Origin of the sequence: Paraburkholderia sediminicola (assembly GCF_046026855.1) — a bacterium.
Taxonomy (GTDB): Bacteria; Pseudomonadota; Gammaproteobacteria; order Burkholderiales; family Burkholderiaceae; genus Paraburkholderia; species Paraburkholderia sediminicola_A.
The window spans coordinates 63,770-77,448 of the sequence record NZ_JAQQET010000006.1; the positions used below are offsets into that span (position 1 = coordinate 63,770).

At 61.3% G+C, this 13,679-nt stretch carries 18 protein-coding genes; 3 read left to right on the forward strand and 15 right to left on the reverse strand.

Translation table 11 applies throughout. The features are described 5' to 3' along the window. Positions 1 to 19: 19 nt before the first annotated feature. On the reverse strand, positions 20 to 682 hold the full coding sequence (locus tag PQR40_RS08420; protein WP_408231869.1) for an SCO family protein: 663 nt from the start codon (positions 680 to 682) through the stop codon (positions 20 to 22). Positions 683 to 752: 70 nt separating this feature from the next. Continuing rightward, positions 753 to 1,469, reverse strand: coding sequence for an SURF1 family protein (locus PQR40_RS08425; RefSeq protein WP_408388182.1), 717 nt, complete (start codon positions 1,467 to 1,469; stop codon positions 753 to 755). A 114-nt stretch (positions 1,470 to 1,583) separates the two neighbouring features. Between PQR40_RS08425 and PQR40_RS08430 the strand changes: the two genes are divergently transcribed. Then, positions 1,584 to 1,793 (forward strand): twin transmembrane helix small protein, encoded by a 210-nt coding sequence (locus PQR40_RS08430; protein ID WP_007179452.1) that lies wholly within the window; start codon positions 1,584 to 1,586, stop codon positions 1,791 to 1,793. A gap of 177 nt (positions 1,794 to 1,970) precedes the next feature. Here the strand turns inward: PQR40_RS08430 and PQR40_RS08435 are convergent, their stop codons facing one another. The 8 genes from PQR40_RS08435 to PQR40_RS08470 form a co-directional block, all read right to left on the reverse strand. Continuing rightward, complete coding sequence (locus PQR40_RS08435; protein WP_408231863.1) at positions 1,971 to 2,828, reverse strand: cytochrome c oxidase subunit 3; 858 nt, start codon at positions 2,826 to 2,828, stop codon at positions 1,971 to 1,973. Between the two features lie 141 nt (positions 2,829 to 2,969). After that, complete coding sequence (locus PQR40_RS08440; protein WP_408231860.1) at positions 2,970 to 3,179, reverse strand: DUF2970 domain-containing protein; 210 nt, start codon at positions 3,177 to 3,179, stop codon at positions 2,970 to 2,972. 33 nt (positions 3,180 to 3,212) lie between these two features. Continuing rightward, complete coding sequence (locus PQR40_RS08445; RefSeq protein ID WP_408231857.1) at positions 3,213 to 3,827, reverse strand: cytochrome c oxidase assembly protein; 615 nt, start codon at positions 3,825 to 3,827, stop codon at positions 3,213 to 3,215. 42 nt (positions 3,828 to 3,869) lie between these two features. After that, positions 3,870 to 4,004 carry a cytochrome oxidase small assembly protein gene (locus PQR40_RS08450; protein WP_211607278.1) on the reverse strand — a complete coding sequence of 45 codons (135 nt, stop codon included), beginning with the start codon at positions 4,002 to 4,004 and terminating at the stop codon, positions 3,870 to 3,872. Between the two features lie 120 nt (positions 4,005 to 4,124). Next, positions 4,125 to 5,738 carry a cytochrome c oxidase subunit I gene (gene ctaD, locus PQR40_RS08455; RefSeq protein ID WP_408214149.1) on the reverse strand — a complete coding sequence of 538 codons (1,614 nt, stop codon included), beginning with the start codon at positions 5,736 to 5,738 and terminating at the stop codon, positions 4,125 to 4,127. Between the two features lie 44 nt (positions 5,739 to 5,782). Continuing rightward, entirely contained in the window at positions 5,783 to 7,426 is a 1,644-nt protein-coding gene (gene coxB, locus PQR40_RS08460) for a cytochrome c oxidase subunit II (RefSeq protein ID WP_408508761.1), read from the reverse strand. Between the two features lie 67 nt (positions 7,427 to 7,493). Next, positions 7,494 to 7,967, reverse strand: a complete 474-nt coding sequence (locus tag PQR40_RS08465) for a DUF2244 domain-containing protein (RefSeq protein ID WP_408508855.1) — start codon at positions 7,965 to 7,967, stop codon at positions 7,494 to 7,496. A gap of 323 nt (positions 7,968 to 8,290) precedes the next feature. Then, entirely contained in the window at positions 8,291 to 9,256 is a 966-nt protein-coding gene (locus tag PQR40_RS08470; RefSeq protein WP_408231848.1) for a methyltransferase domain-containing protein, read from the reverse strand. 84 nt (positions 9,257 to 9,340) lie between these two features. On the opposite strand from PQR40_RS08470, the gene PQR40_RS08475 reads away from it, so the two are divergent. Beyond that, entirely contained in the window at positions 9,341 to 10,135 is a 795-nt protein-coding gene (locus PQR40_RS08475) for a ComF family protein (RefSeq protein WP_408231845.1), read from the forward strand. Positions 10,136 to 10,153: 18 nt separating this feature from the next. Continuing rightward, positions 10,154 to 10,624, forward strand: coding sequence for a tRNA (uridine(34)/cytosine(34)/5-carboxymethylaminomethyluridine(34)-2'-O)-methyltransferase TrmL (gene trmL / locus PQR40_RS08480; protein WP_408339568.1), 471 nt, complete (start codon positions 10,154 to 10,156; stop codon positions 10,622 to 10,624). On the opposite strand, the gene PQR40_RS08485 is transcribed toward trmL, so the two are convergent. The 5 genes from PQR40_RS08485 to PQR40_RS08505 all read right to left on the reverse strand — a co-directional run bounded on the left by PQR40_RS08485 (position 10,597) and on the right by PQR40_RS08505 (position 13,581). Beyond that, positions 10,597 to 11,145 carry an O-acetyl-ADP-ribose deacetylase gene (locus PQR40_RS08485; protein WP_408388177.1) on the reverse strand — a complete coding sequence of 183 codons (549 nt, stop codon included), beginning with the start codon at positions 11,143 to 11,145 and terminating at the stop codon, positions 10,597 to 10,599. The genes trmL and PQR40_RS08485 overlap by 28 nt on opposite strands. Positions 11,146 to 11,245: 100 nt before the next feature. Continuing rightward, positions 11,246 to 12,244, reverse strand: coding sequence for an NAD(P)H-dependent glycerol-3-phosphate dehydrogenase (locus tag PQR40_RS08490; RefSeq protein WP_408231837.1), 999 nt, complete (start codon positions 12,242 to 12,244; stop codon positions 11,246 to 11,248). A gap of 21 nt (positions 12,245 to 12,265) precedes the next feature. Beyond that, the gene (secB, locus tag PQR40_RS08495) at positions 12,266 to 12,736 is read right to left on the reverse strand and encodes a protein-export chaperone SecB (protein ID WP_054035743.1); all 471 of its coding nucleotides are present in this window, start codon (positions 12,734 to 12,736) and stop codon (positions 12,266 to 12,268) included. A gap of 162 nt (positions 12,737 to 12,898) precedes the next feature. Continuing rightward, on the reverse strand, positions 12,899 to 13,159 hold the full coding sequence (gene grxC, locus PQR40_RS08500) for a glutaredoxin 3 (protein ID WP_028199035.1): 261 nt from the start codon (positions 13,157 to 13,159) through the stop codon (positions 12,899 to 12,901). Continuing rightward, positions 13,156 to 13,581 (reverse strand): rhodanese-like domain-containing protein, encoded by a 426-nt coding sequence (locus tag PQR40_RS08505; RefSeq protein ID WP_408231834.1) that lies wholly within the window; start codon positions 13,579 to 13,581, stop codon positions 13,156 to 13,158. Before PQR40_RS08505 ends, grxC begins: the two co-directional genes overlap by 4 nt. Positions 13,582 to 13,679: the final 98 nt, after the last annotated feature.

Genomic DNA, 13,679 nt, shown 5'->3' on the forward strand with positions numbered 1-13,679 from the left:
TCTTACCCTTGTTGCGGCATCAGCCGATGCTCGACCATTTGAGCAGCTTGGTCACGTCACCCTTGATCTTGCTGGGGTTCGGATCTTTCGGGAAACGCATCATCAGATTGCCGTTCGGATCGACCATATAGATGTGGTCGGTGAGTTGGGTGCCGGTGTCGGTCGGCAGCCATGCGGACACCTGCGCCGGATTGGCGATCAGCATGTTGGTGTCGGGGTAGGCCTTTTGTATCACGTCGGACACGTTGCCTGCATCGGTGCGCAGCCACACTTCGACGACGCGCTCGCGTTCCGGGCCTTGAGCTGCGCGGATTTGTCGCATGAAGTACAGCTTGGTGGCGCAGGCTTTGTCGCATGCGCTGTTGTCGACGGAGATCAGCAGCCAGCGGCCGCGTAGCGACGCGAGCTTGATCGGCTTGCCATCTTCACCCGTGACGACGAGCGAATCGGGAATCGGCCGCTGCGGTTCAACCAGCGTGCCGTAGCTCGTGCTGCCGCCGGTCGGCTTGACCACGTAGTAAACGAAATACGATACGACGATCGGCGCGGCGCAGATGACCGCCAGCAACAGGAGCATCCAGCGGCCACGCTTCCACGATCCCTCGCCATTGGGTTGACCAGGCATCACTTTCGAAGCTGCGGGTTTGCCGGCTTGCGGCGAACGGGGAGATTGCGTCGACACTACAGGACCTCTTTCAATGATTGCGCGGCTTCGAGCCCCTTACTCAGGGCACGAAACCGCAGGCGATGCGTTACACGCCCGGGGCGTGCTCTTTCTTCGCGGCGCGGCGCGCGGCGTACAGGCCGAAGATCAGCGCCGCGGCCGCCATGCCCCACCACTGGAACATGTAGCCGTAGTTGGTTTCGACGCCGGTGGTTGGCGCCGGCCAGTCGCGCACCAGTTTGTCGCCATCGTCGCTCAATTGCTGGATCACGAACGATTGCAACGGCAGCCCGGTTTCCGCAGCGTAGGCCGCCGTATCCAGATTCTGACGGATCTTCTGATGTGCGGCCGATCCGCCCTGTCCCAATTCGAAAGCACGCGAGGCATCGGCACGCGCAATGCCTTCGATTTCGATCTCGCCTTGCGGCGTGGCGTACGGCGCGATGGTTTCGCGATTGTTCACGTTGCGCGGCAGCCAGCCGCGATTGACCAGCACATAACCGCCGTCGGTCAGTTTAAAAGGCATCACGACGTAAAAGCCCGGCTGATCGTTATACGGGCGATTATCCAGATAGACAACTTTATCCGCGACGAAACTGCCGCGTGCTTTCACGCGATGGAATTCGATGTCCTTCAGTGCGACCGGCGTAGCGCTTATGGGCAGCGCGGGCGCGTTTTCGAACTGCGTGATGTGCGCTTCGAGCGCTTCCTTCTGATGTGCGCGGTCGCGCTGCCAGAAACCGAGCCGTACCGTCACCACGATCACCAGCAGAATGAGCAGCGCGGGAATGAGGCGGAACTTCATCGAACGCACTCCGGCATCACCGCTTGCGCCCACGTCTGGAACCTACGGCAGACGCCGACGCGCGGTGCGATAATAAACGTCTTGCCTCTGCGCTTTCTGGTTTCAGTTGGTTCCATGCACATTCTCGTTCCCATCGCCTTCGTCCTGATCATCGCCAGTATGGTGTCGGCGCTGTATTTCATGATGCATGACAAGGGCAAAACCAAGCGGATGGTCTGGTCGCTCGCCACGCGGGTGGGTCTGTCGATCTCACTGTTCCTGTTCATCCTGTTCGCTCACTGGATGGGCTGGATTCAGTCGACCGGTATTCCTTACGGGCGTTAAGCTCGGCGGAAAAACTTTTCACGCCGCCAAATAAAACGCCGCCCTGACAGGGTCGAGGGCGGCGCTGCATAACTTGCGTACTGCTCGTGCGCCGCGCCTTGAATGGCGATGCGCGAACGGCCTGCATACGTACTGGAAACCGGCCGGTTTCCGGAACGGTGCGCAGGCCAGACTGCGTTACAGCCAGTACACGACGATGTACAGCCCAAGCCACACGACGTCCACAAAGTGCCAGTACCAGGCGGCGCCTTCGAACGCGAAGTGGTGTTCCGCCGTGAAGTGACCGCGGATCATCCGCACCAGCACCACGGCCAGCATCGTGCCGCCGAGGAACACGTGGAAACCGTGGAAGCCCGTCAGCAGGAAGAACGTCGAACCGTACACACCCGAGGACAGCGTCAGGTTGAGTTCGTTGTACGCGTGGAAATACTCGAAGGCTTGCAGGAACAGGAAGCAGACACCGAGCACCAGTGTAGCCGCCAGCCAGATGATCGCCTTCTTGCGATGATCTTCACGCAGTGCGTGGTGCGAAACCGTCAACGTAGCGCCCGACGAAAGCAGCAGTGCCGTGTTGATGGTCGGCACAGGCCACGGCTGCATCGACTTGAAGGTTGAGACCAGCGCTGCCGGACCGTTGTTCGGCCATACCGCCGAGAAATCCGGCCAGATCAGCTTGTAGTCGAGGCTGCCGAGTTGATGCAGCGCGATTTCACGCGCATAGAACAGCGCACCGAAGAAAGCACCGAAGAACATCACCTCGGAGAAGATGAACCAGCTCATGCTCCAGCGGTACGACTTGTCGACATTCTTGCCGTACATACCGCCTTCCGACTCGGCGATTGCGTCGCCGAACCAGTGCCACAAGGTATAGAGCAGCCACAGCAGACCCACGGCGACGCCGAGCGGCGCCCAGTCATGGTCGTTGATCCAGGCCGCAAGCGATCCGAGCATGACCAGCAACCCAGCGGCGGCGCTGATCGGATGCCGCGACGGATGCGGCACGAAATAGTACGGGCTCTCGTTTTGACCGCTCATTCTTGATTCTCCACTTCAGTCCAGTTGTTCCGGAATCTCCGGCTGTATCTTCGGCGGCGCGTCGATACCGCACCGCTTCACTCTAATTCGTGGGCTCTGCTTCGCCCCGTACTACGCGTGCGCCTGCCGGCCCAACCTACTTCAACCGACTACGGCGCGCACGATCAGGATCAGCACACCGATGAAAATGGCCGCACTGATTAACGCTGCTGCAACCACATGCAGCGGGTTCAACTGCGTTGCGTCCGCTTCCAGATCCCGGCGCTTGCGCACCCCGAAAAACGACCAGAACACGGCTTTCATCGACTGGCCGAAACTGCTCTTGCGTGGGCTGCCGCTGTTATCGCTCATTACGTCTTCTTCCTTCGCCTGCGGCCAAAACCATCAGGCGGGATTCGCGGCGGTTGCCGCCGTCCTGGCCGTGGGTGCTTCGCTCCCGGCCGTCGCCGCTAGCGGCGTATTCAATTCAAAGAACGTGTACGACAACGTGATCGTTTTCACATCCTTCGGCAACTTCGGATCGACCACGAACACCACCGGCAGCCGCTTCGTTTGATTCGCAGTCAAAGTCTGCTGCGTAAAGCAAAAACACTCGATCTTCTTGAAGTACTCGGTTGCCTGCTTCGGCGCGTAGCTCGGAATGGCTTGCGCCTGAATCGTGCGCGCCTGCTCGTTGCTGACCTCGTACATCACTGTCGTCACTTCGCCCGGATGCACGTCGAGACTACGCTGCTCCGGTTTGAAACCCAGCGGGCCGCGCGCGTTCGCATCGAATTCGATCGAAATCGTGCGGCTCATGTCGACCTGCGTATTCTTCGCCTCACGCGCCGTGGCATCACGCTGCACGAGGTTGTTGATGCCGGTGATCTGGCAGATCGCGCGGTACATCGGCACCAGCGCAAAACCGAAACCGAACATCATCAACGCGACGACGAACAGCTTGATCAGCATCGAACGGTTAAAAGAGCGATCGGCCTGAGCCGGCGGTTGCGTCGACATCTCAATCCTCAACAATCCTGCACACAGACTCGAACCACAGCGTCAGGTGAACCACTTCTGATGGATGATGACGCTCGCAAAAAAAGCCGCGGCGATGACAAACATCACAATACCGATCCGCCGGTTGCCCGCGCGAACCTGCTCGGGCGTACGTCTTTCTTGAGGATTGCGCGTCATGCTCGACTTTCTGAATACTTTCGTGACTACATGTGCCGCCACTGCTCGTGTGGCTGCCCGGTTCCGGCGGCGACTTGCTACAACCTCGCCGCCGGGACCGGCAACCTCACTGAACGCCGATTACTCGACAGTCGGCGGGTTTTCGAACGTGTGGAACGGTGCCGGGCTCGGCACAGTCCATTCGAGGCCCGTTGCGCCGTCCCACGGCTTGTCGCCAGCTTTTTCGAGTTCGCCGCCACCACGGTAGGCCGGCAGTGCAACCGCGAACAGGAAGTAGACCTGTGCCAGACCGAAGCCGAATGCGCCGATCGAAATGACCTGGTTCCAGTCCGTGAACTGTGCCGGGTAGTCAGCGTAACGACGCGGCATACCTGCGAGACCGACGAAGTGCATCGGCAGGAACGCGAGGTTGAAGAAGAACATCGACGCCCAGAAGTGGATCTTGCCGCGCGTTTCGTTGTACATCCAGCCTGTCCACTTCGGCGCCCAGTAGTACCACCCGGAGAAAAGCGCGAATAGAGAACCCGCAACAAGCACGTAGTGGAAATGCGCCACCACGAAATAAGTACCGTGATACTGGATGTCGAGCGGCGCCATAGCGAGCATCAGGCCCGACAGACCGCCGAACGTAAACACCAGCAGGAAGCCGACCGCGAACAGCATAGGCGTTTCGAAGGACAGCGAACCACGCCACATCGTCGCGACCCAGTTGAACACCTTCACACCCGTCGGCACGGCGATCAACATCGTCGCGTACATGAAGAACAGCTGGCCCGTCACCGGCATGCCGGTCGCGAACATGTGGTGCGCCCAGACCATGAACGACAGAATCGCGATCGACGAGGTTGCGTACACCATCGAGCTATAACCGAACAGCGGCTTACGCGAGAACGCCGGGATCACCTGCGACACGATCCCGAACGCCGGCAAAATCATGATGTACACCTCGGGGTGCCCGAAGAACCAGAAGATATGCTGGTACATCACCGGGTCGCCGCCACCTGCCGCATTGAAGAACGACGTACCAAAGTGGCGATCGAACAGCACCATGGTGATCGCGCCCGCCAGAACCGGCATCACGGCAATCAGCAGGTACGCGGTGATCAGCCATGTCCAGACGAACATCGGCATCTTCATCAGCGTGAGGCCAGGCGCGCGCATGTTCAGGATCGTCACAACGATGTTGATCCCGCCCATGATCGACGAAGCACCCATCAAGTGGATCGCGAAAATCGCGAAGTCCATGCCCGGGCCCATCTGCGTCGACAGCGGCGCGTACAAAGTCCAGCCCGCGGCGGTCGCGCCGCCCGGTGCGAAGAACGAACCGACCAGCAACACCGCAGCCACCGGCAGCAGCCAGAAGCTGAAGTTGTTCATCCGCGCAAAAGCCATGTCAGATGCGCCGATCTGCAGCGGCACCATCCAGTTCGCGAAGCCGACGAAGGCCGGCATGATCGCGCCGAACACCATGATCAGGCCGTGCATGGTGGTCAACTGGTTGAAGAACTCGGGACGCATGATCTGCAGACCCGGCTCGAACAGTTCGGCACGGATCATCAGCGCCATCACGCCCCCGGAGAGGAACATGGTGAACGAGAAGATCAGGTACAGCGTACCGATGTCCTTGTGATTGGTTGCGAACAGCCAACGACGCCAGCCATGCGGCGTTTCGTGGGCATGGTCGCCGTGCACGTGCTCGTGGCCCGCGGTTACATCGTGTCCGATGCTAGACATGACAATCTCCTAATGCGAATACTGCGGTGCTGACCATGAACACGTCAGGCAGCCGGGCTGATCTGGACACGCCGGGCTTCTTTCGCGTCGCCGCCGCCCGTGATCGTTTCCGGCTTCTTCAAAATGATGTGATCTTCGGCAATGCCGGCTGCTTTCAGCGCGTCGCGCACGGCTTCGGCACGGGTCTTCGCGAGCTTCGCGTTGACTTCGGCAGAACCGGTGGCGTCAGTGAAACCCGACAGCGTGAACTTTGCGTCCGGGTGCGCTTTCGCGTAGGCCGCGGCCGCGTCGACCGCCGCTTTCGCGTCAGCCGGCAGCACGCTCTTGCCGGTATCGAAGTAGACGTTTGCCGGGAGAGCTGCCTGCGATGCTGCCGCGCTATCCGAACCGGCCGCAGCCGCAGCCGCTTCCGCGCCTGAGGCACCCGAGGCTGCCGCTGCGCCCGAAGCCGCTGTTGCGCCGCTAGCTGCCGCACCTGCGTCCGCCAGATGATTGCCGCCTTCCGGCAGCTTGCCGTTGCGGGCGTCCAGCACTTGCTTCGGCTGGAGAATGTCGCCGGTGTGGTTGCCCCACGAGTTACGTTCGTATGTGATGACCGAAGCGATTTCAACGTCGTTCAGCGTCGGCGCCCAGGAAGGCATCGCGTTCTTGCCCTTCAGCACCAGGCTTACGTGTTCGGCGATCGGACCGTTGGCGATCTTGCTGCCGTCCAGCGCCGGGAATGCGCCTGCGCCCTTACCCGTCGGCTGGTGGCAGACCGCGCAGTTCGACGCGTACACCTTGCCGCCGCGTTCCATCAGCTCGGCCATCGTGTAGGTCTTGTTCGGATCATCCTGGCCAGCGGCCATTTTCTTCTTCTGCGCATCGACCCACTTCGCGTAGTCGTCTGCCGACAACACTTCGACCACTACCGGCATGAACGCGTGTTCCTTGCCGCACAGTTCGGTACAGAAGCCGCGGAACGTACCGATCTTATCGGCCTTGAACCACGTGTCGCGCACGAAACCCGGAATCGCGTCTTGCTTCACGCCGAAAGCCGGCACGTACCAGGAGTGGACCACGTCGTTCGCGGTGGTGATGATGCGGATTTTCTTGTCGACCGGCACGACGAGCGGATTGTCGACTTCCTGCAGATACGTAGTGGAAATCGGCTCACGGCCATCGGTTTCCGCACGCGGCGTGGCCAGCGTGGACAGGAAGTTGATGCCCTCGCCCGGCCCCTTCACGTAGTCGTAGCCCCATTTCCACTGGTAGCCGGTGACCTTGACGGTGAGGTCGGCGTTCGTGGTGTCCTTCATTGCCACCACGGTCTTGGTGGCGGGGAGCGCCATCAGCACGACGATGACGAACGGCACGATCGTCCAGATGATTTCGACGGTAGTGCTTTCGTGGAAATTCGAAGCCTTGTGACCTTTCGATTTGCGGTGAGCAAAGATCGAATAGAACATCACACCGAACACGCCGACGAAGATCACCAGGCAGAGAACCAGCATGAACATGTGGAGGCTGAAAAGCTCCTCAGCGATTTTTGTCGCAGGCGGCTGGAGATTGATCTCGTTGACGGCAGGGCCGCCCGGAACATCGCCCACTGCCAGGGCGGCACCGGCGAAAAGCAGTCCGCTCATCGCCAGCACACCCATGAGGGCTCGCTTGATTGTTTTCATAGCTTCCTTACCCAAAATTTCCATTCAAACCCTCGACCCCGCTGGCAGGCTGTCTCGCGCGCCCCCGTGAACGCCGCGCGTCCCAACACGTCTAACAACGCGTGAGCCACATACGCAATTCGCCTGCGAACTGCGCGCGCCGATACTGCGCGAGATGTTGCCCGATCATGATCGCCTGGCCGCGCGAGACCAGTTTGATCTGGTCACGCGGCGTTGCACCCGGTTCAATCCGCACCCAGCGCGGATTGAATTCGAACTGCGTGAGCCGCTCGGCGCTGACCTGCTCGATCACGAGCCGGTTCTGAAACAGCCGGACACGCTCGTAATCGACAGCATGACGCGCATATATGGCAAACGCGATGCCCACCGCCAGCAATTCGATACCGGTGAACGGCAACACCAGCCAGGCGCCGACCAGTACCAGCATGAAAGCAATTGCCAACGAGAACAACGCAAGCGACACGTAGAAACCTACAAACTGCCGCGGCGATATCGAACAGTTGCGTTTCATCGTCCAGTCTTTGAGAACTGGTTCTGAATCCGCCAGCAGATCTGATGCTTCCATCGCTGCCCCCTGCAGACCGCCACCAATCGCCGCTTGCGGCCATTGCTCGCGACCGCTGAAGGCCACTCAATCACCGCCGCGTCACTTCAGTCACTTCATCATATTGCAGCCCTGCGCCTCGGGCCTGCCGCCCCAAATGTGGGAACTCCGGGCGACAAACTGACGCATTATAGGCGCGATCCATAGCATCCACAAGCAAGCCTCAATCGGCTCACAAGCCAGGTGCGACAAGCCTCCGCGCCGTTTCGACGCAGCTTTCGCGCGTCTTCTGAAGCGGTAATTTCAGACATAACAGATGCCCTCTTTACCGCTTCGTTGATTCCTCATCGACTCCTCGACGAACCTCGTCCGATATCCTCGATCCGCACGATCCCATGACCTTCAGCGGTGGTGCGCGGCACGGCTTTCCACGCGTGACCATAAATCACTTCGAAGGTCAGCGCGATCGTGCCGTCGGCGCGCCGACGGGCTTCGAGCGCCGCCAGCAAAGCCTTGTGCAGCCTACGCGCGACCGCATTCGAAGTGGCCTCGCGCTCGAACGGATACGCGCCCCAGCGGCGCACGTCTGCGAGCAGCGACTCGGGCGACTTATACGTAATAGTGAGTGTTTCCTGATCCATCACAGGAATCTCGAAACCGCTCTCGACCAGCATATCCCCAAGGTCATGCATGTCGACAAAGTCGATCACATGCTTGCGCGAGGGGACGCCATGCGCGGCCTCGACCTCGGCGTAGGCGCCGCGCAATTCCTTCAGCGAATCGGGGCCGAGCGTGCTGAACATCAGCAGGCCGCTCACCTTCAGCACGCGTTGCCACTCAGGAAACACGAGGTCGGGCCGCGAGTGCCAGTGGAGAGCAAGATTGGACCAGATGAATTCGAAGGCGCCGGCCGCGAACGGCAGCACCGAGAAGTCGGCCTGCGCAAAACGCGGACCGCGGGCGCCGAGCGCCTTGCCAAGTGTGGCCGGCAGAAAGCGCCGCCAGCTCGTGTCGCCGGAATCGTGACGCAGCGCGCGACCGAGCATCCCATGCGACAGATCGGTGCCGAACACCGGCGCCTCGGGAAAGCGTTCGCGCAAGGCGGGGACGTCTTCGCCCGCGCCGCAACCGGCGTCGAGCACGCTTGCGGGCGTGACCTTGATGTAGTCGAGACGCTCGCGCATACGCTGCGCGATTTCGCGCGGCAGGAACGCGACGGTGTCGAAGGTCGCCGCACGGCGGTCGAAAATCTGCCGGAGGCGCCGGGAATCATAGGCCGGACGGCCAGATTGAGACGAAGTTGGGGGCATGAGTGTCGTACTGGCGTAGAGCACGAAGTATACTCGTTCGCTCCCGTCCATTCAGTCTGAAAGGCCTTCGCGGGCGGTCCAATCATGCCATTCCGAAAAAATTCCTCGTCTCCCGGCGGCTCGAACGCACGTTTTGCACACTTCAAGCGCGGCGTGTATTCGGCATGGCCACATGTGTTGCACGCGGCGCTGCCGAACCTGTGCGCACTGTGCGGCAATTTGTCGCATAAAACGCTGTGTGCCGGTTGCGACGAGACATATTGGAACGAAGGCATGTTGCGTTGCACGGCGTGCGCGGTTCCTTTGTCCGGAACGCGCTGGGCGGGTCGTGCGCAATATCGCTGCGCGGATTGCATCGGCGAGCCGCCGCCCTTCGAGGCGACCTTTGCTTTGGCCGATTACCGCCAGCCGCTCGACGCCCTGGCGCTCGGCCTGAAATTCCGCGCGCGGCTGATGCTGGCGCGCGAGTTTGCGCAGCGCCTTGCGCGTCTCGCTGAAGACACCTGGCAAGAAGCGTCTGAGCGGCCCGATGTGCTCGCGCCGGTACCGCTGGCCAACAAACGTCTTACCGAGCGCGGCTACAACCAGGCCTGGCAGATTGCCAGGCCATTGGCCCGCACGCTGAATGTGCGCAGCGACGCCACCTTGCTGCATCGCGTGATCCACACCGCGCCGCAATCACGGCTCGACCTGGACGCGCGCCGGCTGAACGTGGGCCGCGCATTCGAAGTCGTCAAACCGGTGCAAGGTCTGCATGTCGGCATCGTCGACGATGTGATGACGACCGGCGCGACACTCGAAGCGCTGGCGCGCACGCTCAAAGCTGCCGGTGCGCGGCGCGTCACCAACTTCGTCGCGCTGCGTACGCCGAAAAACTAGTCTCTACCTGAAGCCATCATGTTCAATGTCGTTCTCGTCGAACCGGAAATCCCGCCGAATACCGGCAACGTCATCCGCCTGTGCGCCAACACCGGCGCACGGCTGCATCTGATCGAACCACTCGGTTTTCCGCTCGACGACACCAAGTTGCGCCGCGCCGGTCTCGACTATCACGAGTATGCGCAGATGAACGTGCATGCCGATTGGGCAGCGTTCGTCGCCAAGGAAGTGCCCGATCCGGCGCGGATGTTCGCCTTCACCACCCGTGGCTCGGGCCGGTTTCACGAGCATGCGTTTCAATCCGGCGACTGGTTCGTGTTCGGCGCCGAAACGCGCGGCCTGCCTGACGCAGTGCTCGATCAGTTCGCCAATGAACAACGCGTGCGCCTGCCGATGCGACCGGGCAACCGCAGCTTGAATCTGTCGAATACGGTCGCCGTGGTCGTCTTCGAAGCGTGGCGTCAGACCGGCTTCGACGGCGGCGCCTGACGGCGTTCCAATTCGGCTTCGTAGCGCGCGAGCATGGCGTCGTCGAAACAGGCGAACACCACACGCTCGATGTTCGGCGTACGCGGCAGGGTTTCGAGCACGGTGCCGACGGCAATCTGCACGGCCTCGTCAGCGGGGAAATGGTAGATCCCGCAACTAATCGCGGGAAATGCAACGCTCGTGCAATGCGCCTGATGCGCCACCTCGAGTGAACGCTGATAGCAAGATGCGAGAAGGTCGGCTTCGCCATGCGCGCCACCCCGCCACACCGGGCCGACCGAGTGAATCACATGTTTGGCCGGCAGGTGGTAGCCGCCGGTGACCTTTGCGTCGCCGGTCGCGCAGCCGCCGAGCGCCTCGCATTCACGCACCAGCTCCTTGCCGGCCGCGCGGTGAATCGCGCCATCCACGCCGCCCCCGCCCAACAACGAAGTATTCGCGGCGTTGACGATCGCGTCTACGGCGAGCGTCGTGATGTCGACCACGCGCGCTTCTAACGTGCAATTGTTGAAACTGAGCATGGGAGGAACCTCGCTGTGGTCCGAAGCGTCGATAAAACGTGGACAGCGATGGTGGGCAGCCGTTCAGCGCTTTTCGCGCTAAACGGCTGAAAGACAAGACTTATTCTGCTTTCGAATCGCGCCGCAGCAGCGCGCTGACGGCGTCGCGGGGCGCCACACCGTCGAACAGCACAGCACAGACCGCCTGCGTGATCGGCATTTCGATCGCATGAGCGCGAGCGATCGCCAACACAGCTTGCGCACAACGCACGCCTTCGGCCACGTGACCAAGGCCGCCGAGGATATCGTCGAGCGTACGGCCCGCGGCGAGCTGCACGCCGACCGTGCGATTGCGCGACAGATCGCCCGTGGCGGTCAGGATCAGATCGCCAAGCCCGGTCAAACCGGTGAACGTCTCGGCCCGTCCGCCAAGCGTCACGCCGAGGCGCGACATTTCAGCGAGGCCACGCGTAATCAGCGCAGCGCGCGCATTCAAACCGAGGCCAAGGCCATCGGCAATACCCGTGGCAATCGCCAGCACGTTCTTCACCGCGCCACCCACTTCCACGCCGACGATGTCGTCGCCGGTATAGATGCGCATGGCGCCATGATGGAACGCGGCAACCGTACGCTCCCGGCATGTCTGTGAAGTGCTGGCGATCGTCAACGCGACCGGCAAGCCCTGCCCGACTTCACGAGCGAAACTCGGACCCGACAGCACGCCGTTACTGCCATGCCCCGGCAATTCAGCCGCGACCACCTGATGCGGCAACAACTGCGAGTCCGCTTCGAAACCTTTGCACAACCACACCACATGCGCCGGCACCTTGCCCGCGTCGCGCATCGCCCGGAACAGACCGCGCAGACCGGCGACGGGCGTCGCCACGACGCATAACGCGTTGTCGGCGAGCGCATGGTCGAGCGCTGCGTTCAGATCGGCTTCGTAGCGAAGGGACGGCGGCAAAGCAACGCCCGCCAGATAGCGGGCGTTTTCGTGCGATCCGGAGAGATCGGCAATGAGCGCGGGTTCGCGCGCCCACAGTACCGCGTCGTGCCGCGCGGCCAGATGGCCGGCGAGGGCTGTGCCCCATGCACCGGCGCCGAGGACAGCAACCTTCATAGCCGGCACCGAACGGACGCGTTAATGCGTGACGCCGTTTTGCGCCGCGCCTTCCTGGCCGCCCATTTGCGCGAGACGTTGCTCGTACAGCGCCTGGAAGTTGATCTCGGCGAGGTGGATCGGCGGGAAGCCTGCGCGGGTGATCGCATCGGCGATGTTCGAGCGCAGGTACGGGAACAGGATCGTCGGGCAGGCAATGCCGACCAGCGGATCGATCTGTTCAGCCGGAATGTTGCGGATGTCGAAAATGCCGGCTTGCTTGGCTTCGATCAGGAACGCAACTTTGTCCGACACCTTGGCCGTGACCGTGCCCGTGACCAGGATTTCGAACACGGTGTCGGCGAGGCGCTCGGCCTTCACGTCGACCTCGACTTCGACCGACGGCATTTCCTGCTCGAGGAAGATGCCCGGCGAATTCGGTTGCTCGAGCGACATGTCCTTCAGGTAGATGCGCTGGATGTTGAAGAACGGCTGGTTATTCTCGTCGGACATGATTGAATGATTCCCTGATAGGTATGCATGGCGGCGGCCCATGGTTTCACGGGCGCCAGATCGTTGCGGCGCATCGCCCCGCCCTGAAAGAGACGAAACGCCGGCTTGTATTTCACCTGCCTCACTCACGCGCCGGCCGGCGCATAAGTCAGGCAACTTCGTTCAGGCAGCTTCGAGCAGAGGCATCAAACCGCCCGCGCGATCGAGCGCGGACAGGTCATCGTACCCACCGACATGCGTCTCGCCGATGAACACCTGCGGCACCGTGCGGCGACCGGTCCGGGTCATCATTTCTTCACGACGGGCCGGGTCTTTGTCGATCAGTACCTTTTCAACGTGCTCGACGCCGCGCGACTTTAAAAGACGTTCGGCCATCTGGCAATACGGGCACACCTGGGTGCTGTACATGATGACTTTGTTCACTTGGCTGCTCCTTGTTTCACAACCGGCATACCGGCTTTCTGCCAGGCGTCGACACCGCCTTCGAGAACATGGACTTCCGCGTATCCGGCATCTTGCACGATACGCGCAGCCTTGTTCGACTGCAGGCCGGTCTGACATACCAGCAGCACCGGGTTGTTCTTGTTCTTCACGAGTTGCGCGACTTTCGCCTGCAATTCAGCAAATTCAAGGTTCCGCGCCGCGGGCAGATGGCCCTTGGCAAAATCGGCGGACGAACGCAGATCGATGACCGCCGCATTGCGCCGGTTGATCAGTTGGGTCGCCTCGGCGGCCGACAGGCCCCCGCGGCCACGCCGGCTGATCGTTGGCCACAGCAGCAGCCCACCGGAGATGAGGACGACTGCGATCAGTACAAGGTTTGTGTAATCAGTGAAAAACTTCACGGAAAATCCGCCGAAAAAGAGAGAAATCGAAAAGGGCAATCCACCCATTATAAAATAACCGTCTGACGCGATGGCGACGCTCCTCTAGAGGACCCTCG

Bases quoted from the DNA above. Each gene is read 5' to 3' on its own strand.
- PQR40_RS08445 (WP_408231857.1), bottom strand. From the start codon at position 3,827: ATGTCGACGCAACCGCCGGCTCAGGCCGATCGCTCTTTTAACCGTTCG.
- PQR40_RS08435 (WP_408231863.1), bottom strand. From the start codon at position 2,828: ATGAGCGGTCAAAACGAGAGCCCGTACTATTTCGTGCCGCATCCGTCG.
- PQR40_RS08465 (WP_408508855.1), bottom strand. From the start codon at position 7,967: ATGGAAGCATCAGATCTGCTGGCGGATTCAGAACCAGTTCTCAAAGAC.
- PQR40_RS08430 (WP_007179452.1), top strand. From the start codon at position 1,584: ATGCACATTCTCGTTCCCATCGCCTTCGTCCTGATCATCGCCAGTATG.
- coxB (WP_408508761.1), bottom strand. From the start codon at position 7,426: ATGGAAATTTTGGGTAAGGAAGCTATGAAAACAATCAAGCGAGCCCTC.
- ctaD (WP_408214149.1), bottom strand. From the start codon at position 5,738: ATGTCTAGCATCGGACACGATGTAACCGCGGGCCACGAGCACGTGCAC.
- PQR40_RS08490 (WP_408231837.1), bottom strand. From the start codon at position 12,244: ATGAAGGTTGCTGTCCTCGGCGCCGGTGCATGGGGCACAGCCCTCGCC.
- PQR40_RS08425 (WP_408388182.1), bottom strand. From the start codon at position 1,469: ATGAAGTTCCGCCTCATTCCCGCGCTGCTCATTCTGCTGGTGATCGTG.
- PQR40_RS08470 (WP_408231848.1), bottom strand. From the start codon at position 9,256: ATGCCCCCAACTTCGTCTCAATCTGGCCGTCCGGCCTATGATTCCCGG.
- PQR40_RS08485 (WP_408388177.1), bottom strand. From the start codon at position 11,145: ATGCTCAGTTTCAACAATTGCACGTTAGAAGCGCGCGTGGTCGACATC.
- PQR40_RS08475 (WP_408231845.1), top strand. From the start codon at position 9,341: ATGCCATTCCGAAAAAATTCCTCGTCTCCCGGCGGCTCGAACGCACGT.
- trmL (WP_408339568.1), top strand. From the start codon at position 10,154: ATGTTCAATGTCGTTCTCGTCGAACCGGAAATCCCGCCGAATACCGGC.
- PQR40_RS08450 (WP_211607278.1), bottom strand. From the start codon at position 4,004: ATGACGCGCAATCCTCAAGAAAGACGTACGCCCGAGCAGGTTCGCGCG.
- PQR40_RS08440 (WP_408231860.1), bottom strand. From the start codon at position 3,179: ATGAGCGATAACAGCGGCAGCCCACGCAAGAGCAGTTTCGGCCAGTCG.
- secB (WP_054035743.1), bottom strand. From the start codon at position 12,736: ATGTCCGACGAGAATAACCAGCCGTTCTTCAACATCCAGCGCATCTAC.